The sequence below is a fragment of the Pseudomonas botevensis genome, from assembly GCF_019145475.1.
Lineage (GTDB): Bacteria > Pseudomonadota > Gammaproteobacteria > Pseudomonadales > Pseudomonadaceae > Aquipseudomonas > Aquipseudomonas botevensis.
In genome coordinates, this window is the sequence record NZ_JAHTKI010000002.1 from 326,094 (window position 1) to 347,703 (window position 21,610).

The window sequence follows — 21,610 nt, forward strand, 5'->3', positions numbered from 1 at the left end:
TATTCAGGAAAAACCTCAGTCAACTCGCAGGTCGCGGCAAATACGCCACGCTTTGATCCTCCCGGCCGTGAAAGGCCCGTTCGCCACGGGTCGGTGTGGTGGTGATGACCTGATGGTCAGCGCTCAGGTAGTTGAGCGGCAGTGTGTCGCCGCTGCGGTACTGGGCGACGATGATCGTGCGTTGCGGATCCCAATGCTGGCCGCTGGTGCGATCCAGCCAGGCCATCATCGCAGCCGTGTCGCCGGTGCGCGGGAAATCCTCTGTTTCCGGCACGTAGTAGAAGGGCGCGCCGCCGGTTTGCAGGTACATCGGCACTTTGTTGTCCACTTCCACCATGACCATGCGCCACTGCTCGAGCGGGGCTTGCCGGCTGGCCTGTTCGCGTACGGTTTCACCGAAACGGATGACGCCGCCGTCGCTGTTGGTCCATGGGTACAACACACCGAGCACACCCACCAACACCACGCTGGCGACCGCGAAGCCGATCCGCAGTCCGCGTCCCTGGAGATTGCGCGCTGCCATGCGCCGGGTGATCCACCACGCGCCGAGCAACTGCGCGAACGGCACGAGCGGCAGCACGTAGTAACTGCGCCGGCTGCCGCTGGCGGTGAAGAACAGCAACAACAGGCCCAGGCCCTGGACCAGCAGGCGGGTGTCGGGCTCGATCTGCCGCCAGTTTCGTGCCGCCACCCACAGCGCGATGATCCAGCAAGGCGCCCACGGCAAGGTGTAGACCGGCAGATACACCAGATAGGTGTAGATCGGGCCGATGTTGTCGAACGGCTGGAAGAACCGCACCACGTTTTCCCGCAGCACCAGGCCCAGGCCGCTTTCACCGTAGTTCGGCGCGCCGTACAGGTGCGAGAGCAGGAACGGCGTCATGTAGAACGCCCCGGCGATCAGCAGCGCCGCCAGCAATCGCAGGTTCAGGTGGCGTTTCCAGCGTCCCTCCCGCAACAGGTGTGGCAACAGCACCAGCCCCGGCAGGATGAAGCCGATCAGGCCCTTGAACAGCGAAGTCAGGGCCAGCAGTCCGAAGAACCCGACATAGCGCCAGAACCGCGTATCGTCCAGCCCGCGCCAATACCACCAGACCGCTGCCAGCACACCGCACACGGTCAGGATGTCAGCGGTGGCGACCCGCGCCCAGAACACGAAATAGAAAGTGGTCGCGAGCATCCACCCGGCAATCAGCCCGGTGCCTTTGCGAAACAACTGCTCGCCGATCAAGTACACCAGCCACACGCTCAGCCACGCCGCAATGACCGAAGACAAGCGCAGCGACCACGGGCCAAGGCCCCCGGTCAGCCAGGCCGTGGCGGTAATCAGCCAATAGGACAGCAGCGGCTTGTCGTAATACGGGCCACCCTTGAGATAAGGGTCGAAGTAGTCACCGCTTTGCAGCATCTGCAAGGCGATGTTGGCCCAACGGGTTTCCGCGCCCCACAGTTCGCGACTGCCCAGGCCGCACATCAGCATCACGGCCGTGGCGGCCAGCAGGAGCAGCAATGCCCGCCGGTCTTGCGTGGTCGGGATCATGGCTGGCTCTGGGCAAAGATGAAGATTTCCAGATTGCCCTTGCGATAATGCTTGCCGTCCACCGGCAGCAACTCGATTTCCTGGGCTTCCTGCACGCTGTTGACCCGCATCACCACACCCACCGAGCCTTTCTTGCGTGCTTCGGTCATCCATTGGCCGACATCGTCAAGACCGACCTTGCGCGAAGCCATGGCCGGGTCATCGAGGCCGTACTTGAGCTCGCCGATGGTGTTGAACAGATCCACCTGCGGCCGGCCCAGTCGCCACGACAACGCCGAGGCGGCACCGAGGTCGTTGCTCAGCAGCGAACGGGTTTCGCTCAACGCTTGCTGATGCTCGGCGATGAACTGGTCGGGCATCTTGCTGTTGACGATTCGCGCGGGCATTGCCGCTGGGAGCAGGGCGATCAACAAACCGATGCCCAGCGCCGGCATCGCCCACAGTTTCAGCGGTCGCAGGATTTGCAGGGCGTTGGCGATGATCCAGCCGACCAGCACGATGTAGGCCAGCGACAGGCTGAACATCTCGGTGTTTTCGTAGATTTCCCGGCTGGCCTGTACGTAGAGCAGGCCGACCAGTGCGGCGCTTGCCAGCAGGGTATTGATCGCGCCGTTGAGGCGCAGGATGCGCGTGTCGGCGCGCTCCAGCCAGTTGACCAGGGTGTGGGCCATCAACAGGGCGATCGGCAGCAGGCACGGCATGATGTAGGTCGGCAACTTGCCGCTGCTGACGCTGAAGAACACCAGCGGCAGCAGAAACCACAGCGCCAGGAACGCGGTTTTCGGTTCGCGTTTTTCGCGCCAGGTGCGGATCAGGGTTGAAGGCAACAACACCGCCCAGGGCAGGGTGGAAGCTAACAGCAGCGGCAGGTAGAACCACCACGGCCGCGCATGCTGGGCGTCGTCACCCGCGGCAAAGCGGCGGATGTGTTCATGCCAGAAGAAGAATCGCCAGAAGTCCGGTTCCCGGTAATGCACCGCCAGCACCCACGGCAGGCTGACCGCCGCGGCCACCAGCACCGCCACCGGGCCATAGCGCAACAGTTCGCCAAACCGGCGCTGCCAGATCATGTAGGGCAGGGCGATCAGTACCGGCAGAAGCAGGGCAAGAAAGCCTTTGGTCATCAGCCCCATGCCACACGCCGCGCCCAGCAAGGCCCAACCGGACAACCGGGCGCGTGGGGTATGGCTGTCGATGGCAAACCACACCGCTACCAGACTCAGGTTGACCCAAAGGGTGAACTGCGGATCGAGGTTGGCGTAACCGGCCTGGCCGGCGATCAGACCAAAACTCATGTAGAGCAGGGCAGCGGCGGTACTGATTCGCGGGTTGTTCCACAGACGGCGCGCAATCAGATACGTCAGCCAGATGCTCGCGCCGGTGCTCAGGGCCGAGGCGATGCGCACGCCAAACAGGTTTTCCCCGAAGATCGCCTGGCCGATGGCGATCATCCAGTACCCGGCAATCGGTTTTTCAAAGTAGCGAATGCCCATGAAATGCGGGGCGACCCAATTGCCGCTCAGGAGCATTTCCTGGCTGATCTGGCCGTAACGGGTTTCATCGGGAATCCACAAGCCGTGGGTCATCAGCGGCAGCAGGTAAAACAGCACAAACGCCAGCACCAGGCCGGGGACCGCCAGGCGTTCGACCATTGAGCGTTGATCGACGAGATGCAACGGACGGGCAGCGTGGCGCAGCGGATTGTTTTCGGACGTCATGACTGGACCTTGGTACAGAGCAGATTACGTATTTCAGTGAGGCGCCCGCGCAATCCGATGCGAGGGTGTCACTGGGTTGGAAAATGCAGGCGCGTGACGTCGACGGACGTTTCCCGCATTTAAGGAACTAGCGTGCTTCCAGCTCGAAGTTCTTTCTGAAAGCCAAGCTCGAAAACAGAAAAAGTCCAGGCATTGAAAGCGCGTGGTTTGTTACAGAGTGTTTGCGGCCAACTAAGCAGAGGGCGTACGGCAGCGCAGGTTTATATTTCATTCGTACTGTTTGTTTATTGATTTTTTATTTGCGACCAAGCGACTGGGTTGATGATGCCGAGCACTTTCAATTGGCCGTGTGCATCAACACGTAATAACAATGCGCTGCCATATTCAGCGGTGACCGCATGGGGGTAGCCGGTCTGTTTTTCGAAATCGCTGATACAGCCACTGTGGGTGACCAGCACCAAATTGTGTCCGGCGCTCTTGTGCGCCACGACGTCATCGCGCAGGGTCGGGCCACAGGTTGCCAGCCAGTCCTGAGTGACCGCATCGCTGCCGAACATGTAATGCGCGGTTTGCACGGTACGGGTCAGCGGGCTGCTCAGCACCTCGGCCTGCTGCATGCCTAACTGTGTGAAGCCTCGGCCGACGGCGGCTGCCGCCTCGCTGCCCACTTGGGTGATGCCGTCGGCCGGCCCCAGGCACGGGTTGCTCGAACGGTCGCAGCGTTCGGTATGACGCACCAACGCAACAATTTCTCCAGCCTGCCAGGCGCTCAGCCATTGCGAAGTGGCCGCACGGCCGGCATGGCCGAGATCGGTCGGTGAACGTGGCCACCAGACAAATCCGCTCACCAGGCCCATCAGTAAAACGGTGCCAACCACGGCAATTAACACGCGCAGACGAGATACACGCCATCGTCTGGATGGCGTCTTTAGTTGTAATTGTGCAAGCACGATATTGCCCCTGTGGATCCAGAAAACTTGATTCGGCGCAATTCAAGACTGATGGGTAGAGCAACTTTACCGCGCTCAACTTGAATGGATGCTGAATGCTAGGTTCAGGGGCGTGTGAACCCGGTGAAGAACATGTGAAAAATTTGCGAGTGACCCGGCGCCGCAACTAAAACGGCTATTTGATAAATAAACTCAAATGCTCGTTTTGTTTGCCTGGGGCTTAACAAATGCCGATGGTCGAGGCGAAGCTGCAATTTTCAATCAGGCGGAGTCAGTGAGACGGATGGACCTCAAGCAGAACCTCACGAGACGGATCGTGATCGTATTCGCCCTGATGAGCACGCTGGTCGCCGGTATATTCGCCCTGGGCATTCTGGCTTCCGTGCATGTGGTGGAACACAAACTGACCCTGACCACCCTCAGTGCCGAATTGCGTGGTTTGCTGGCCACGGACGACATCAGCCGCTGGAGCCACGTTCCGGAAAAGAACGAGCTGTTCTTTTACGAGGGCGGGCAAGGAGATATGGCCCTGACCAGGCAACTGGCGGCGCTGGCACCGGGCTTCCAGGAAATACGCCTCGACGACGATGACTTTTATGCCATGGTCGAGGCGGTCGGCGGACGCAAGTACGTGTTGCTGCTGGATCAGGAAAGCTTGTTACAGCGTGAGCATTTGCTGTTCATCGTGGTGATCGTCGGTTTTGTCCTCAGCGTGGTGCTGGCCATCGTGCTGGGTCGCTTGCTGGCGCGCCGGGTCATGGCGCCGGTGATCCGTCTGGCGCGGCAGGTGCGCCATCGCGATCAACTGATCGAGATGGCGCCGCCATTGCGTCCCGAATATGCCGCCGATGAAGTCGGCGAGCTGGCACTGGCTTTCGACCAGACGCTGGGCCGGCTGAGACAAACCCTGAGTCGGGAAAAACTCTTCACCAGTGATGTCAGCCACGAGTTGCGCACGCCGTTGATGGTTCTTGCCACGTCCTGCGAGCTGCTGCTGGCCAATCCGTCGCTGGATGCCCGGTCCACCGCGCAAGTCAATCGCATCGCCCGGGCCAGCCATGAAATGCAGCAACTGGTCGAAACCTTTTTGATGCTGGCGCGCAAACCGCAGGATGACGTGGGTGCCGGTTCCACTTGCACACTCCGGCAAGTGGCCGATGCCCAGGTAGAAATCTGGGCGCGGTTGATCCGCGAGAAAGGCCTTGAATTCATCTACGACGCGCAACCGGCCGGTGCGACGCGCTACAACCTGACGTTTCTGCAATCGGTGATGGGCAACCTGTTACGCAACGCCTGGCACTACACCGATCATGGATTTGTCCGCCTGACCCTGCTCGAAGACAGCTTTATCGTCGAAGACAGCGGCATCGGCATTCCGCTAGAGAAACAAAACGCGATGTTCCAGCCGTTTGTGCGCGGTGACGAGCAGCGCGGGGAAGGGCTCGGCCTGGGGCTGTCGCTGGTGCAGCGCATCTGCAACCGGCAGCAATGGCAGGTACAACTCAGTACCCGCGAGCCCAATGGTTGCTGTTTCACCGTGACCTTGACGCCGACGACTCAGGAAGCCGAGGGGCAACCCCGTGGGCTGCCCGCCGCCTGACTGATCAACGCAGCCAGGCGTTTGACGTTGTTTTGCTGGGCAGCCACCAACTCGTCGATGCTCGGCCCGGACGGGGTTTGCAGGGTCGAGCGACAGGTGAGCGGAGTGGCGTCGCTGGCACCCACCGTGCGCAGGCGCCATTTGACGTCGATCAGGCCGTATTGTCCGGGGATCGAATCGAAGCGCTGCACATCGATGCGCACCGATACTTTGCTGCCGCCGCCGGTATTGCTCAGTTGATCCTCCAGCGCGCTGCGCAACTCGTCCGCCAGGCTCGCGCCCCACCATTGGGTTTCCAGAATCGCCAGGCCGTTGGTGCCCTGGCGAATGACGATTTGCGGGCGGTCGACCTGGGGCGGTACGGTGATCCCTTCAATCGGGATTTCAGCTCCGGCGCGGGTGCCGCCGGGTTGCACCGGAGTCAGGGTGTGAAAGCTGATCGGGTCGCTGCGGCAGGCCCCGAGCAGCAGGCAAGTGGCGAGCAGCGTGATTTTCAGCGTTGAGGCCATGGAACAGCTCCTGTGCTCAATTGCGTGGCGGCGCTTTCAGATCCAGCGGTGCGGCGTTGTCGGGACGGCCACGGATCAGCGATTCCGGATGCCGACCCAGATAGTCCGAGAGTTCACGCAGGGAGCGCGACATGCGCCCCAGTTCGTCGAGGGTCTGCGTCAGTTGTTCGCGTTGCGGCGAATCTTCGGCGAGGGTCGAGGTGGCCGATTGCAGGGTCTTGCTGACGTCGGCGAGGGTGGTCGACACCCCCGGCAGGGTCTTGGCGTTGAACTGGGTCAGGCCCTTGCGCAATTCGACCAGATTGCTGTCGAGGTTGCCGGCAATCCGTTCCACCGGCAGCTTGTTGATCTTGTCGACCATGGCCTGCAGTTTTTCCTGCAATTGTTCGAGGCTGCCCGGAATGGTCGGAATGCTCGGTGGCCGCGCCGTCGGGTCGAACACGACCCTCTCGGCTTTCGGGTAGAAATCCAGCGAGATGTACAACTGACCGGTCAGCAGGTTGCCATTGCGCGCCTGGGCACGCAGGCCGTTGTCGATGAAGGTGCCGATCAGGCGCACGGCAGCGGCTTCGTCGTCGGGATTGTGGTTGAGCACCTTGAGCATCTTCACATGGGCCTGGCCGAGGCGCTGGGGGTAGATCAGGATGCCGACGTTCACCGGGAAGCTGCGTTTCTTCTCGTCGTAATCGAGGTTGATGCCGACCACTCTGCCGAATTCGATGCCCAGAAATTCCACCGGAGCGCCGACCTTGAGCCCGCGCAGCGCCTGATCGAAACGCAGGACCAGGTATTGCGCCTTGCCGGCGGGCGGGGCGAGGGCGGTTTGCTGGTCGTCGAACAGGTCAAACCGGGATTCTTCCGCCGCCGCGACGTCGTTGGGACTGTACTCGGGCGCGCGGAAGGCGATGCCGCCGACCAGCAGCGTCGACAACGATTCGGTCTTCACCGCAAAACCGTTGGCGCCGACATTGACGTCCACGCCGCTGGCGTTCCAGAACCGGGTGTTCTGGGTGACGTAGGCATCGTTTGGCGCATGGATGAACACTTCGATATTCACCCCTTTGCCATCGGCATCCAGCGCGTAGGCGACTACCTGGCCGACCGGAATCTTGCGGTAATAGACCGGGGAGCCGATGTCCAGCGAGCCGAGGTCGTCGGTGTGCAGGTTGAAGCGCTTGCCCGGTTCGCCGTAGGTGATCGGCGGTGGATTCTCCAGGCCCTTGAAGTGTCTGGAGCGGCTGTTGGACTGGCCGATATCGGCGCCGATGTAGTCGCCGGAGAGCAGGGTATCGATGCCCGACACGCCACCGGCGCCGATGCGTGGGCGCACCACCCAGAATTGCGAGTCTTCGCGGGTGAAGGTTTCGGCCTGTTTGGCCAGTTTGATGGTGGCGATGACGCTCTTCTGGTCGCCGCTCAACTCGACGTCGGTTACCTCGCCGATTACCACGTTACGGTATTTGACTTCAGTCTTGTTGGCGGTGAGGCCGCTGCCGGTCTTGAAGGTGACCGTGATGCTCGGGCCTTCCTGCATCAGGTTGTGCACCACCAGCGAAATCCCCACCAGCACCGCGACGATCGGCACGATCCACACCAGCGACACGCTGAAGCGTCGGGTCTTGATCGGGGCCTGGCCCGGTGCGGGGGATTTGTCGGTGGCTGACGGCTGCATCCATGACCTCCTGGGTGGTTCGGCCATGCGCGTCAGGAACGCAAAAGCACTTCATCAATATAGAAGTGCTTTGCGACTTTGCATCGGAACCTGCCCGATTGATCGGTGACGCGAACGGATCAGCCGAGCATTTCCCGCAGCCGATACCAGAACATGCCCAATGCCAGCAGTGGCGAACGCAACGCCGGGCCGCCGGGGAAGGTCATGTGCGGCACGCCGCTGAACACGTCCATACCCTGGCTGTGCCCGGCGTGAATCGCCTCGCCGAGCAGCTTGGCGCACCAGTGCGTGACGTTCAGGCCATGGCCGGAATAGCCCTGGGCGTAGAACACATTCGGATGCTGCTTGAGCCGTCCGACCTGCGGGAAGCGGTTGGCGGTGATGCCGATCTTGCCGCCCCATTGATAGTCGATGCGCACCTGCGCCAGTTGCGGGAACACCTTGAGCATCTTCGGCCGCATGTACGCGGCGATGTCCGCCGGGTCGCGGCCCGAGTAGTGGCAGGCACCGCCGAACAGCAGGCGTCGATCCGTCGAGAGCCGGTAATAGTCGAGGCCGACTTTCTGGTCGCACAACGCCAGGTTTTGCGGGATCAGCTCAGCGGCAACCTCTGCCGACACCGGCTCGGTGGCAATGATGTAGCTGCCGGCGGGCAAGACCTTGCCGCTCAGGCGTTGCTCGAGTTCGTCCAGATGGGCGTTGCAACCCAGCACCAGACTGCCGGCACGTACCGTGCCGTTGGCGCAGCGCACCTGCGCGGTCGGGCCATGCATGATTTCCAGCGCCGGGCTGTACTCGAAGATCCGCACGCCGAGAGACGCGGCCAGACGCGCTTCACCCTGCACCAGATCCAGCGGATGCAGATGCCCCGAGCCCATGTCGATCAGGCCACCGGCGTAGATGTCGGTGTTAACTACGTGCTGACGAATCTGATCGGGGCCGACCAATCGGGTTTGATGGACGTAGCCCAGTTCGGCGAGGTCGGCCTGTTCGTCGATGAACGCGGCAAACTGCGCCGGGGTATTCGCCAGTTCGCAAAAGCCCCAGCGCAAGTCGCATTCGATGCCGTGCTCGCCGATGCGCTGGCGCACCAGTTCCACCGAATCGATTCCGGCCCGCTGCAGGTAGCGCACGCCTTCGGTGCCGACGTAGCGCGAGAAACCCTCGACGGCGTGACCGATGCCGCGAATCAACTGGCCGCCGTTGCGACCGCTCGCGCCCCAGCCGATCCGTCGGCTTTCGAGCAACACCACCGACAAACCGCGTTGAGCCAGTTCGATGGCGGTGTTGACACCGGTAAAGCCGCCGCCGATCACGCAGACGTCGGCGCTCAGATCGCCTTCCAGCTCAGGATAAGCGGTGGTGGCCCGAGCCGAGGCGGCGTAATAGGAGCGGGCATGTTCCTGGGTGTACTGGTTCATTTGTTCGACTTCACTTTGCTCCAGGAACGGGTCATCAGACGCATGATCGACTGGGGCGGGGTAGAGGAGATGTAGAGCTTGTCGAGGACTTCCTGGGACGGGTAAACCTCAGGATTGCTGACCAGCTCCGGGTCCATGAACTGTTTGGCCGCCGGGTTCGGATTGGCGTAACCGACCGAGGCACTGACCTTGGCGATCACTTGCGGGTCGAGCAGGTAATTGATGAAGGTGTGGGCTTCCCGGCTGTTGCCGGCATCGGCGGGAATCGCCAGCAGGTCGAACCACAGGTTGGCGCCTTCCTTGGGAATCGCATAGGCGATGTTCACGCCGTTCTTGGCTTCCTTGGCACGATTGGCGGCCTGGAATACGTCGCCGGAGTAACCGAAGGCCACGCAGATATCGCCGTTGGCCAGGTCCGAGACGTATTTCGAGGAATGGAAATAGGTGATGTACGGACGGATGCTCAGCAGTTTGGCTTCGGCCTTCTTGTAGTCCTCGGCATTTTCGCTGCGCGGGTCCATGCCCATGTAGTTGAGGACCGCCGGGAACACTTCGTCGGCCGAGTCCATCATCGACACGCCACACTGGGTCAGCTTCTTCAGGGTTTCCGGCTCGAACAGCACGGCCCAGGAATCGATGTGATCGATGCCCAGCACTTGCTTGACCTTGTCGACGTTGTAGCCGATGCCGTTGGTGCCCCACAGGTACGGCACGGAATGCGCGTTACCCGGATCGTTTTTCTCCAGCAGGGCCAGCAGTTTCGGGTCGAGGTTCTTCCAGTTCGGCAGTTGCGAGCGGTCCAGTTTGAGGAACGCGCCGGCCTTCACCTGACGGGCCAGGAAGTGGTTGGACGGCACCACCACGTCGTAGCCGGTACGACCGGCGAGCAACTTGCCTTCCAGGGTTTCGTTGGAGTCGAAGACGTCGTAGATCACCTTGATTCCGGATTGCGCCTGGAAGTCGGCGAGGGTGGTTTCGCCGATGTAGTCGGTCCAGTTGTAGACGCTGACCTGGGGCTGGGCGTGTGCCCCGACGCTGCACAACAGGGCCAGCGCGGCGGGAACCATGGTTTTCAACAGACGCATATCGACACCTCTTGGAATTATTGGTTTTCAGGTTGTGGGAGCGGACGTGCTCGCGAAGGCGGCGTGTCAACCAGCCAGGATGCTGGATGTGCCGGCCTCTTCGCGGGCGAGCCCGCTCCCACGGGAGAGCGGGCTGTGGGGTTTAGACGCTCAGCAGCAGGAACTCGCGCTCCCAGGAACTGATCACGCGTTTGAAGTTTTCATGCTCGGCGCGTTTGACCGCCACGTAGCCGCGCACGAATTTGCTGCCCAGGTAGTGCGCGACGGTGTCGCACTCTTCCATTTGCGTCAGCGCTTCTTCGATGGTGATCGGCAGGCGCAGGTTGCGCCGTTCATAGGCGCGGCCCTCGACAGCGGCACTCGGCTCGATGCCTTCGACCATGCCGATATAGCCGCAGAGCAGGCTCGCGGCAATCGCCAGATAAGGGTTGGCATCGGCGCCCGGCAGGCGGTTTTCCACGCGCATGGCTTCCGGTCCGGAAGTCGGCACCCGCAGACCGACGGTGCGGTTTTCTTCGCCCCATTCGACGTTCACCGGCGCCGAGGTGTCCGGCAGGAAACGGCGGAACGAGTTCACGTTCGGTGCGAACATCGGCAGCACTTTCGGGATGTACTTCTGCAAACCGCCGATGTGCTGGCGGAACAGATCGCTCATCGAGCCGTCGGCATTGGCGAAGATCGGTTTGCCGGTGGCGATCTCGACCACGCTCTGGTGCAGGTGCATGGCGCTGCCGGGTTCGTCGCCGATCGGCTTGGCCATGAACGTCGCGGTAACGTTGTGCTTGAGTGCCGCTTCGCGCAGGGTGCGTTTGAACACGGTGATCTGGTCGGCCAGGTCCAGCGCGTCGCCGTGGCGGAAGTTGATTTCCATCTGCGCCGGGCCGTCTTCGTGGATCAGCGTGTCCAGGTCCAGGCCTTGCAGTTCGCACCAGTCGTAAACGTCTTCGAACAGCGGATCGAATTCGTTGGCCGCGTCGATGGAGAACGACTGACGACCGCTTTCCGCGCGACCGGAACGGCCCAGCGGCGCCTTGAGCGGCAAGTCCGGGTCTTCGCAGCGCTGGGTCAGGTAGAACTCCATTTCCGGCGCGACGATCGGCTTCCAGCCCTTGTCGGTGTAGAGCTGCAGGACTTTCTTCAGCACGTTGCGCGGCGACAGTTCGATCGGGTTGCCGAACTTGTCGAAGGTGTCGTGGATGACGATGGCCGTCGGCTCGATGGCCCAGGGCACCACGTACACCGCGTCGCTCACTGGCTTGCAGACCATGTCGATGTCGGCAGGGTCGAGCAGGTCGTAGTAGATGTCGTCGTCGACAAAATCCCCGGTTACCGTTTGCAGCAGCACACTTTCCGGCAGGCGCATGCCTCGCTCATGCAGGAACTTGTTGGTCGGTGCGATCTTGCCGCGGGCAATGCCGGTCAGGTCGCTGACCACGCATTCGACTTCGGTAATCTTGTGATCTTTCAGCCATGTGAACAGCTGATCGAAAGGGGCATTCATAAAGACCTCGTTCTTGGTTTTATAGACGCCGGAGAGTGCGGTTTCATCTTCCGCAGGCTTCCCCTGTGGCGCGTTGACGACTATCTTGGGCGAGCCTTGCAGTTCCATCTATCCACTTTAAGCAGCACCAAAGCGCACCAAAAGAGTGCGCAAGGTCACCCCATGACGACGTGCAATCCGCTACAGGTTCAAGCTTTCAACACCGCCGATGTGGCCGAGCAGATCCGCGCCACACCGGGCTGGGTCCAGCATTACCAACAGATGTCGCCGGGGCATTTCGCCGGGCAGATCCGCTATCTGGACCTCAGCGGGGTGGAGGTTTACGAGGAACAGATGAACACCCGGGTCGAGCAGAATTTCAGCGCGCCGGAAGGGGCGCTGGCGTTCTGTTTCGATCGCAGTGACAACGCGCTGTATCTGCTCAACGAAGAGAGCCGCAACATCTGGATCACCCCGGAGAACTACCAGGAAATCGCCGTGGTGTTCGGCCCGGAGTTCGTCCGTCAGCAGGGGGTGGATGTCGCGCGACTGGAGGGCTTGTTCATGGCACCGCTCAATGGCGGGCAGAACGTGCTCTTCACCCGTTGGCTGAGTTCAACCCTGACGCGCCTGGCGCAGACCTTCGACCCACCGAGCCGTGAAGCGCTGACCCAGCAGCTGCTCGAAGACTGTCTGTTCATTCTCGATAACGCCTGCGTGTGCCTGGATCGCGGCAGTCTGCAACGGCGCAGTGAAGAACGGGCGATCATGAAACGGGTCGGCGAATGGACGGCGGACGCGCCGGAAGAAACCCTCAATCTGCTGGAACTGGCGCGAGTGGCAGGGGTGCCTTTGCGCCAATTGCAGCACGCCTTCAAGGCTTACACCGGGATGACGCCGAGTCACTGGCTGCGCCTGCGCCGCCTCAACAGCGCCCATCGCGAATTGCTCAGGCGCAAGCCCACCGAAACCACCGTGGCCGAGGTGGCGATGCACTGGTCGTTCTGGCACCTGGGACGGTTTTCCAGCAGCTACCGCGCGTTGTTCAACGAACTGCCGAGCGAAACCCTGAAACGCTCCTGTCGCTGACCGCTCCAGTGAAGCGGTTGGCAGTGCCGGCTTCTTCGTGGGCAAGCCCACTCCCACCCTGAAGGGATGTGCCCGTCAGTTGCGCGGCGGGCCTTTCATGTCGATGGGGGCGACGCCTTCGGGGCGGCCGCGAATCAGTGATTCCGGGTGTCGGCCCAGGTAGTCCGAGAGTTCACGCAGCGAGCGTGACATCCGGCCGAGTTCGTCGAGGGTCTGGGTCAGTTGTTCCCGTTGCGGCGAGTCTTCGGCCAGGGTCGAACTGGCCGATTGCAGGGTTTTGCTCACGTCGAGCAAGGTGCTTTGCACGCCTGGCAGCGTCTTGCTGTTGAACTGGGTCAGGCCCTTGCGCAGTTCGACGAGGTTGCCATCCAGATTGCTGGCAATCCGCTCCACCGGCAGTTTGTTGATCTTCTCGACCATCGCCTGCAACTGCTCCTGCAGCAGTTCGAGGCTGCCCGGAATCGTTGGCAGTACAATCGGTCGGGCGCTGGCGTCGAAAGCCACTTTGGGCACTTTCGGGAAGAAGTCCAGGGCGATGTAGAGTTGCCCGGTCAGCAGGTTGCCGCTGCGCGCCTGGGCGCGAAAACCATTGTCGACAAAGGTACTGAGAATCTGCGCCGCACCGTTCTCATCCTCGGTGGTGTGATTGAGCGCCTTGAGCAGATTGGTGTGTGCCCGACCCAGCCGTTGCGGGTAGATGACGATGCCGACATTGACCGGGAAACTGCGTTTTTCTGCGTCGAAATCCAGATTGACCGACACCACCTTGCCAATCTCCACGCCACGAAACTCGACCGGCGCATCGACCTTGAGCCCGCGCATGGCCTGATCGAACCGCAACACCATGTACTGCGCCTGGCCGGCGGGCGGGGCGAGGGCGGTTTGCTGATCGGCGAACAGATCGAAAGTCTTGTCTTCAGCGGCGGCAGTGTCGTTGGGGTTGTAATCCGGGGCACGGAAGGCGATCCCGCCCACCAGCAAGGTCGAAAGCGATTCGGTCTTCACCGAAAAACCGTTGGCGCCAATGTCGAGATCGATGCCGCTGGCATTCCAGAACCGCGTGTTATCGGTGACAAAGGCATCGTTCGGCGCATTGATGAACACTTCGATATTCACGCCCTTGCCATCGGCATCCAGCGCATACGCCACCACCTGGCCGACCGGAATCTTGCGGTAATAGACCGGAGAGCCGATGTCCAGCGAGCCCAGATCCTGAGTGTGCAGCGTGAAGCGCTTGCCCGGCTCGCCGTAGGTGATCGGTGGCGGGTTTTCCAGGCCGGTGAAATGTTTGGCGCGGGCGTTGGATTCGCCGATGTCGGCGCCGATGTAATCGCCGGAAAGCAGGGTGTCGATGCCTGAAACGCCGCCCGCACCGATACGTGGGCGCACCACCCAGAACTTCGAGTCTTCACGGGTAAAACCTTCGGCCTGCTTGCTCAGCTTGACGGTGGCGTTGACGTTCTTCTGATCGTTGCTCAACGCCACGTCGGTGACATGACCGATCACCACATTGCGGTATTTGACTTCGGTTTTATTGGCGGTGAGGCCGCTGCCGGTCTTGAAGTTGAGGACGATGGTCGGGCCTTCCTGCATCTTGCTGTGAATGACCAGGGAAATCCCCACGAGCACCGCGACAATCGGCACGATCCACACCAGCGAGACGCCGAAGTGGCGGCGCTTGACCGGGGCGTTGCCGGTTTCATCATGACTGGATGGGTTCATCCATGACCTCTTCGTCGACGGCTTCTTGATGGGCTGAATGATCCCAGATCAGCCGGGGATCAAAACTCATGGCCGAGAGCATGGTGAACACCACCACCAGGCCGAAAAACAGAATGCCCGGTCGCGGCTCGATATCGCCCAGGGCCTGGAACTTCACCAGCGCCGCCACCAGGGCGACCACCAGCACATCGAGCATCGACCAGTAACCGATCAACTCGACGAAACGAAACAGCTTCGAACGCTCCTTGCGCGCCCAGAGGCTGTCGCGCTGCACGGTGATCAGCAGCAGCGACAAGGCAACAAACTTCACGCCCGGCACGGCGATACTGGCGATGAAAATGATCAGGGCGATGTCCCAGGCGCCGTGTTCCCAGAACTCCAGCACGCCGCTCATGATCGTGCTGTCGGAACCGTTACCGAGCATCGTGGTGTTCATCACCGGCAGCAGATTGGCCGGCACATAAAACGCCAGGGCGGCGAACATGTAGGCCCAGGTGCGGGCCAGGGAATTGGTCTTGCGCCGGTGCAACGGCGCATCGCAGCGTGGGCACTGATGCGGCTCGTCGGTCATGTCGCACGCCAGCCCGCAACTGTGGCACAGGCACAGATTGAGCTCGGCGGCTGTCGGCGGGCGCTTCACAGGACATCCCACAGGTCGCGCACATCGCGACCGGCCACGCGGATCAGCAACAAGCTCAATACAGCGAGAGCAAACAGCCCGATGCCGGGCAACACATCCAGCATCCCCGCCAGTTTGAACACCGCTACCATCGCCCCCAACAAGCACACCTCCAGCATGCTCCACGGCCGCAGCGCCTCCAGCCAGCGCATGCACAGCTTGAACGCCGGGGAACGACGCGAGGTGAGGGCGAACCCCAGCACCCAGATCAGCAACACCAACTGAAACGCCGGGGCGATGATGATCGAAATCGCCGCCACCATCGCCATGAACGTGATCGGCCCCTGACTCAGGGCCAGCACCGAATCCCACAGCGTCGCGCTGTTCTTCAGGCCCTTGAGGCTGATGCTCATCACCGGATAGAAATTGGCGAACAGCCACAACATCGCCGCCGTGAACGACAGCGCCAGACGTTGCTCCACGGTCAGATTGTTGTAGCGCTGCAGCACGCCGCCGCAGCGCACGCAGAGGGTTTTCTGGTGCCGGGCGAGCGTGGCTTTCTCATACACACAGTCGCAGTGTTCGCAAATGATCAGATCTTTGCTGTTGACCATGGGCAGGCTCGCCGAAAGCGGGAAAGGCTCGGAATCTCAAAAGCATAGAAGCGCAGGGGTATTCGGCAAATTTTTATTGGTGATGGCCCTGCACCCAAGGGCGAGGTCACTGGCCTGCCCGTCGCAGATCAGAGCAGGCTCATGGTGATCAGGTAATTTCCTGAACGCAGTGGTGCGCCTTCTTCATCCACCAATTGGTATTGCTGGTCATGAAAACGCCCGTTGTCGATGTCAGACAGCCGTTGAACCGTGACAGGCGAAGCAATCTTGAGTGGATCAACGCTGTTGGCTTCGACCGTCATGGCGCGGGCGGCTGCGGGGCAGCGGGTCAGGTCGAAGCGCGAGTGCATGACCCTGTCCGTGTTGCAAGGCGCTTCAACAATGGCGCCCTGGAACCGTATGACGCCTTGCGTAGCAGGGGGAGCCGCCCAACACGCATTGTTCAGGGCGAATAAAAGACCGGTGACGACGGGCAGGTGCTGGATTCTCATGGCTCTCTCCTCGGGGTTGTAAGGATTACGTCGTCACGAGTGGACAGAACTTGAGTTTTGCTGAGCGGTTATGGGGTCGCCTGCTGCACCGACGAACGGCTGCTGCTTTCGCTCAGAGCACCCTGCAAAAACATCCGCTCCAGTGTCCGTGCCGAATCGGCATTGGCCGCACGTCCACGCTGCTCTGCATCCACTAACCCGTACACCAGCGTAATAAACAGCTCGGTAAAGATCGCTGCCGTGATGTCGATGCGGAACACACCTTGCTCCTGGCCACGCAGGAAAAACGCATCCAGCGCCTCCATGTAAAACAGCCAGCGGGCACCGCCGCATTCGAAGTCGAGGAAGTCGGGGCGATATTGCGCCACGAGAAATGCCAGCAGCTCGCGATGGGCGAGGTGTTCCCTGATCAACCGGCGGAGCGCGTCCAACGGCTCGGCCTCCTGCAATCCGGCGTTCACGATGATTTGGTTGAGCGTGCCGCCGGCGTAGTCCTCCAGCCTGTGTTCCAGATTCTCCCGCGTGCCGCAGAAGCGATGCAGCGTTGCCTTGCTGATGCCCGCCAGTTGCGCCAATTCCTTCATGGTCGCCCGTGGCCGGTTGACCACCGCGAGGGTCAGCGCCTTGAGCAACGGTTCGTCATGGGAAGGTGCGGTCATCAGCAGGCCTCAGAGGTTTTAACAAAGATTCACATAATTCTCACATGAGACATATTTGACTCATTATGGATTCGAAAGTAGCATTCGAGCCGTTTTCAATCAAGCCTCGGGTGATTCATGGGCAATTTGCGTGCAATAGGAATGGCGAGTTCATTGGCGGTCGCCATTGCCTTGGCCGGGTGCGGACCGGCAACTGAACAGGCGAACGTGGCCGAAGTGGCACGGCCGGTCGAAGTGGTGGCGGTGACCACCGAGCCTCTGGCCCTGAGTTCGGAACTGCCGGGCCGGGTTGAGCCGGTGCGCGTGGCGGAAGTCCGCGCACGGGTGCCGGGCATCGTCATGAAAAAGAACTTTGAAGAAGGCGCGGATGTGAAGGCCGGCGACCTGTTGTTCCAGATCGATCCGGCGCCTTTGAAAGCGGCGGTATCCCGGGCCGAAGGTGATCTGGCGCGGGCGCAGTCAGTCGCCCATGAAGCGCAGGCGCGGGTCAAACGCTATGAGCCGCTGGTGAAGATCGAGGCGGTCAGCCAGCAGGATTTCGACAGCGCCACGGCCGACTTGCGCAGCGCACAGGCGGCGATCCGTTCGGCTCAGGCCGATCTGGAAACCGCGCGCTTGAACCTGGGTTATGCCTCGGTCAAGGCGCCGATCTCGGGACGTGTCGGGCGGGCGTTGGTCACCGAAGGTGCATTGGTCGGGCAGGGCGACGTGACGCTGATGGCACGGATTCAACAGCTCGATCCGGTGTATGTCGATTTCACCCAGTCCGTGGCCGATGCGCTGCGTCTGCGTGAGTCGCTGAAGGACGGAAAGCTGTCCGGCGACGACAACAAAGCACTGTCGATCCGGGTTGAGGGCACGCAGTACGAGCGTCAGGGGGCGTTGCTGTTCACTGATATCGCGGTGGATCGCGGCACCGGCCAGGTGTCGTTGCGCGGCAAGTTCGCCAACAGCGACGGCGTGTTGCTGCCGGGCATGTATGTGCGGGTGCGCACGCCTCAGGGCACCGACAACCAGGCGATCCTCGTGCCACAACGCGCCGTGCAGCGCGGCAGCGATGGCAACGCCGTGGTCATGGTGGTCGGCGCCGACGATCGGGTCGAACCGCGCAGCGTGACCACCGGCGCCATGCAGGGTTCGCGCTGGCAAATCAGTGAAGGTTTGAAGGTCGGCGATCAGGTCATCGTCGGCGGTCTTGCCGGCCTGCAACCGGGCGGCAAGGTCGCGCCTGCGCAAACTCAAGTGCAGGCCCAGGTGCAGTCGCCTGCGGCGCAACAGTAAGGGCGATTCGCCGAGGATTTTCCGATGTCTCAATTTTTCATCAAGCGCCCGAACTTCGCCTGGGTCGTGGCGCTGTTCATTTCCCTGGCCGGCCTGCTGGTCATCCCGATGCTGCCGGTGGCGCAATACCCCAACGTCGCGCCGCCGCAGATCAAGGTCACCGCGACCTATCCCGGTGCCTCGGCGAAAGTCCTGGTGGATTCGGTCACCAGCGTGATCGAGGAATCGCTCAACGGCGCGAAGAATCTGTTGTATTTCGAGTCGACCAACAACTCCAACGGCATCGCCGAGATTGTCGTCACGTTCCAGCCGGGCACCGATCCGCAACTGGCCCAGGTCGATGTGCAAAATCGCCTCAAGAAGGCTGAGGCGCGGATGCCGCAAGCGGTGCTTACCCAGGGTCTTGAGGTTGAGCAGACCAGCGCCGGGTTCCTGCTGATCTATGCGCTCAGCTACAAGGAGGGCACGCAGCACAGCGATACCACGATGCTCGGTGACTACGCCGCGCGGAATATCAACAACGAGCTGCGCCGGGTTCCGGGCGTCGGCAAGCTGCAATTCTTCTCGTCCGAAGCGGCGATGCGGGTCTGGGTCGATCCGCAGAAACTGGTGGGCTACGGACTCTCCATCGACGATGTGAGCAACGCCATTCGCGGGCAGAACGTGCAGGTGCCGGCGGGCAGTTTCGGCAGTACCCCGAGCAGTTCGCAGCAGGAGCTGACCGCCACTCTGGCGGTGAAAGGCACGCTGGATAACCCGCAGGAATTCGGTCAGATCGTCCTGCGCGCCAATAGTGACGGTTCGGCGGTAAAACTGGCGGATGTCGCGCGGGTGGAAATCGGTCAGGAAAGCTACAACTTCAGTTCGCGTCTGGACGGCAAACCGGCAGTGGCGGCGGCTGTGCAGTTGTCCCCCGGCGCTAACGCCATTCAGACTGCAACGGCGGTAAAGGAGCGCCTGGCCGAGTTGTCGGCGTACTTCCCGGCGGACGTGGAATATTCCGTCCCCTACGACACTTCGCGGTTCGTCGACGTCGCCATCGAGAAGGTGATCCATACCCTGATCGAAGCCATGGTCCTGGTGTTCCTGGTGATGTTTCTGTTCCTGCAGAACGTGCGCTACACACTGATTCCGTCGATTGTGGTGCCGGTTTGCCTGGCCGGCACGCTGCTGATGATGTATCTGCTGGGCTTCTCGGTGAACATGATGACCATGTTCGGCATGGTCCTGGCCATCGGCATTCTGGTGGACGATGCCATTGTGGTGGTGGAGAACGTCGAGCGCCTGATGGCCGAGGAAGGCTTGTCGCCGGTGGAGGCGACGATCAAGGCGATGGGGCAGGTGTCGGGGGCGATTATCGGCATCACCCTGGTGCTGTCGGCGGTGTTCATGCCGCTGGCGTTCATGGCCGGTTCCGTGGGGGTGATCTACCAGCAGTTCTCGGTGTCGCTGGCGGTGTCGATTCTGTTCTCCGGTTTCCTCGCACTGACCTTCACCCCGGCGCTGTGTGCCACGCTGCTCAAGCCGATTCCTCAAGGACACCACGAGAAACGCGGTTTCTTCGGCGCCTTCAACCGTGGTTTTGCGCGCCTGACCGAGCGCTATTCGTTGCTCAACAATGCGCTGGTGGCACGCGCGGGACGGATGATGCTGGTGTACGTCGGCATCATCGCCATGCTGGGCTACTTTTACTTGCGCCTGCCTGAGTCCTTCGTCCCGGTCGAGGATCAGGGCTACATGATTGTCGATGTCCAGTTACCGCCGGGCGCGGCGCGTACCCGCACCGATGCCACGGGCGAAGAACTGGAGCGCTTTCTCATGTCCCGCGAAGCCGTGGCCTCGACGTTCCTGGTGTCGGGCTTCAGTTTCTCCGGCATGGGCGATAACGCCGCGCTGGCGTTTCCGACTTTCAAGGATTGGTCGGTGCGCAGCAAGGAGCAGTCGGCCGAGGCGGAAACCAACGCGGTGAACGGCCAGTTTGCCGCGATCAACGACGGCACGATCATGGCGGTCCAACCACCGCCGATCGATGGTCTGGGCAACTCCGGCGGCTTTGCCCTGCGCTTGCAGGATCGCGCCGGACTTGGCCGCCAGGCGTTGCTTGACGCGCGCGATCAAATACTCGGGCAGGCCAACGGCAATCCGAAAATCCTCTACGCGATGATGGAAGGCCTGGCGGAATCGCCACAGCTGCGGGTGGTGATCGATCGCGACAAGGCACGCACCCTCGGCGTCAGTTTTGAAACGATCAACAGCACGCTGTCGTCGGCGTTTGGCTCGGCGGTGATCAACGACTTCACCAACGCCGGTCGCCAGCAGCGGGTGGTGGTGCAAGCCGAGCAGGGCGACCGGATGACCCCTGAAAGCGTACTCAAGCTCTACGTGCATAACAGCGCCGGCGACCTGGTGCCGCTCAGTGCCTTTGTCACCACCCATTGGGAGGAAGGTCCGGTGCAACTGGTGCGCTACAACGGCTACCCGTCGATCCGTATCGTCGGTGACGCCGGCCCCGGTTTCAGCACCGGTCAGGCGATGGCGGAGATGGAGCATCTGGCCTCGCAATTGCCTTCCGGGATCACCTACGAGTGGACCGGCCTGTCCTATCAGGAAAAGGTCTCCAGCGGCCAGGCGACGCAACTGTTTGCCCTGGCGATTCTGGTGGTGTTCCTGCTGCTGGTTGCGCTCTACGAGAGCTGGGCGATTCCGCTGACGGTAATGCTGATTGTGCCGATCGGCGCGTTGGGTGCGGTGCTGGCGGTGATGGTCGTGGGGCTACCCAACGACGTGTACTTCAAGGTCGGCCTGATCACCATCATCGGTCTGGCGGCGAAGAACGCGATCCTGATCGTCGAGTTCGCCAAGGAACTGTGGGAGAAGGGCTACAGCCTGCGTGACGCGGCCATCGAAGCGGCACGCTTGCGCTTCCGGCCGATCGTCATGACGTCCATGGCGTTCATTCTCGGCGTGGTGCCGCTGGCTCTGGCGAGCGGGGCGGGGGCGGCCAGTCAACGGGCGATCGGCACCGGCGTGATCGGCGGCATGCTCAGCGCGACCTTGCTGGGTGTGCTCTTCGTGCCGATCTGCTTTGTGTGGGTGCTGTCATGGCTGCGCCGCAAACCTGCCACCCTCGAACAACCGGCCCTGGCCCAGGAGTGATTGC

The 21,610-nt window shown here is 61.6% G+C and carries 17 protein-coding genes; 4 read left to right on the forward strand and 13 right to left on the reverse strand.

Annotated features, from left to right (window positions below):
- Positions 1 to 19: 19 nt before the first annotated feature.
- The 3 genes from KVQ74_RS05155 to pmrG all read right to left on the reverse strand — a co-directional run bounded on the left by KVQ74_RS05155 (position 20) and on the right by pmrG (position 4,208).
- Positions 20 to 1,540, reverse strand: a complete 1,521-nt coding sequence (locus tag KVQ74_RS05155; RefSeq protein ID WP_217829909.1) for an ArnT family glycosyltransferase — start codon at positions 1,538 to 1,540, stop codon at positions 20 to 22.
- On the reverse strand, positions 1,537 to 3,258 hold the full coding sequence (gene arnT / locus KVQ74_RS05160; protein WP_217829910.1) for a lipid IV(A) 4-amino-4-deoxy-L-arabinosyltransferase: 1,722 nt from the start codon (positions 3,256 to 3,258) through the stop codon (positions 1,537 to 1,539). The genes KVQ74_RS05155 and arnT overlap by 4 nt, the downstream gene beginning before the upstream one ends.
- A gap of 284 nt (positions 3,259 to 3,542) precedes the next feature.
- A complete protein-coding gene (pmrG, locus tag KVQ74_RS05165; protein WP_404822655.1) occupies positions 3,543 to 4,208 on the reverse strand; it encodes a lipopolysaccharide core heptose(II)-phosphate phosphatase PmrG in 666 nt (221 codons plus the stop codon).
- Positions 4,209 to 4,491: 283 nt separating this feature from the next.
- On the opposite strand from pmrG, the gene KVQ74_RS05170 reads away from it, so the two are divergent.
- On the forward strand, positions 4,492 to 5,808 hold the full coding sequence (locus tag KVQ74_RS05170) for a sensor histidine kinase (protein WP_217829995.1): 1,317 nt from the start codon (positions 4,492 to 4,494) through the stop codon (positions 5,806 to 5,808).
- Here the strand turns inward: KVQ74_RS05170 and KVQ74_RS05175 are convergent.
- From KVQ74_RS05175 to KVQ74_RS05195, 5 genes are all read right to left on the reverse strand, one after another.
- The gene (locus KVQ74_RS05175) at positions 5,766 to 6,317 is read right to left on the reverse strand and encodes a PqiC family protein (protein WP_217829911.1); all 552 of its coding nucleotides are present in this window, start codon (positions 6,315 to 6,317) and stop codon (positions 5,766 to 5,768) included. The two genes, KVQ74_RS05170 and KVQ74_RS05175, sit on opposite strands and share 43 nt — an antisense overlap.
- 16 nt (positions 6,318 to 6,333) lie before the next feature.
- The gene (locus KVQ74_RS05180) at positions 6,334 to 7,989 is read right to left on the reverse strand and encodes a PqiB family protein (RefSeq protein ID WP_217829912.1); all 1,656 of its coding nucleotides are present in this window, start codon (positions 7,987 to 7,989) and stop codon (positions 6,334 to 6,336) included.
- A 119-nt stretch (positions 7,990 to 8,108) separates the two neighbouring features.
- Complete coding sequence (locus KVQ74_RS05185; protein ID WP_217829913.1) at positions 8,109 to 9,410, reverse strand: NAD(P)/FAD-dependent oxidoreductase; 1,302 nt, start codon at positions 9,408 to 9,410, stop codon at positions 8,109 to 8,111.
- Positions 9,407 to 10,495: a polyamine ABC transporter substrate-binding protein gene (locus KVQ74_RS05190; protein WP_217829914.1), complete on the reverse strand. Its 1,089-nt coding sequence runs from the start codon at positions 10,493 to 10,495 to the stop codon at positions 9,407 to 9,409. The genes KVQ74_RS05185 and KVQ74_RS05190 overlap by 4 nt, the downstream gene beginning before the upstream one ends.
- Before the next feature lie 142 nt (positions 10,496 to 10,637).
- Positions 10,638 to 11,996, reverse strand: coding sequence for a glutamine synthetase family protein (locus KVQ74_RS05195; RefSeq protein WP_217829915.1), 1,359 nt, complete (start codon positions 11,994 to 11,996; stop codon positions 10,638 to 10,640).
- Between the two features lie 162 nt (positions 11,997 to 12,158).
- Here KVQ74_RS05195 and KVQ74_RS05200 point away from each other — a divergent pair, with 162 nt between their 5' ends.
- Positions 12,159 to 13,064, forward strand: a complete 906-nt coding sequence (locus KVQ74_RS05200) for a helix-turn-helix domain-containing protein (RefSeq protein WP_217829916.1) — start codon at positions 12,159 to 12,161, stop codon at positions 13,062 to 13,064.
- A 75-nt stretch (positions 13,065 to 13,139) separates the two neighbouring features.
- On the opposite strand, the gene KVQ74_RS05205 is transcribed toward KVQ74_RS05200, so the two are convergent.
- From KVQ74_RS05205 to KVQ74_RS05225, 5 genes are all read right to left on the reverse strand, one after another.
- Positions 13,140 to 14,786: a PqiB family protein gene (locus KVQ74_RS05205; protein ID WP_217829917.1), complete on the reverse strand. Its 1,647-nt coding sequence runs from the start codon at positions 14,784 to 14,786 to the stop codon at positions 13,140 to 13,142.
- The gene (locus KVQ74_RS05210; protein ID WP_217829918.1) at positions 14,767 to 15,426 is read right to left on the reverse strand and encodes a paraquat-inducible protein A; all 660 of its coding nucleotides are present in this window, start codon (positions 15,424 to 15,426) and stop codon (positions 14,767 to 14,769) included. Before KVQ74_RS05210 ends, KVQ74_RS05205 begins: the two co-directional genes overlap by 20 nt.
- A complete protein-coding gene (locus KVQ74_RS05215) occupies positions 15,423 to 16,019 on the reverse strand; it encodes a paraquat-inducible protein A (protein ID WP_217829919.1) in 597 nt (198 codons plus the stop codon). The genes KVQ74_RS05210 and KVQ74_RS05215 overlap by 4 nt, the downstream gene beginning before the upstream one ends.
- Positions 16,020 to 16,147: 128 nt before the next feature.
- Positions 16,148 to 16,510 carry a type 1 fimbrial protein gene (locus tag KVQ74_RS05220; protein WP_217829920.1) on the reverse strand — a complete coding sequence of 121 codons (363 nt, stop codon included), beginning with the start codon at positions 16,508 to 16,510 and terminating at the stop codon, positions 16,148 to 16,150.
- 68 nt (positions 16,511 to 16,578) lie between these two features.
- Positions 16,579 to 17,169, reverse strand: coding sequence for a TetR/AcrR family transcriptional regulator (locus tag KVQ74_RS05225; protein ID WP_217829921.1), 591 nt, complete (start codon positions 17,167 to 17,169; stop codon positions 16,579 to 16,581).
- Between the two features lie 117 nt (positions 17,170 to 17,286).
- Between KVQ74_RS05225 and KVQ74_RS05230 the strand changes: the two genes are divergently transcribed.
- Both KVQ74_RS05230 and KVQ74_RS05235 read left to right on the forward strand, forming a co-directional pair.
- Positions 17,287 to 18,450: a MexC family multidrug efflux RND transporter periplasmic adaptor subunit gene (locus KVQ74_RS05230; RefSeq protein ID WP_217829922.1), complete on the forward strand. Its 1,164-nt coding sequence runs from the start codon at positions 17,287 to 17,289 to the stop codon at positions 18,448 to 18,450.
- A 24-nt stretch (positions 18,451 to 18,474) separates the two neighbouring features.
- Positions 18,475 to 21,606 (forward strand): efflux RND transporter permease subunit, encoded by a 3,132-nt coding sequence (locus tag KVQ74_RS05235; RefSeq protein WP_217829923.1) that lies wholly within the window; start codon positions 18,475 to 18,477, stop codon positions 21,604 to 21,606.
- Positions 21,607 to 21,610: the final 4 nt, after the last annotated feature.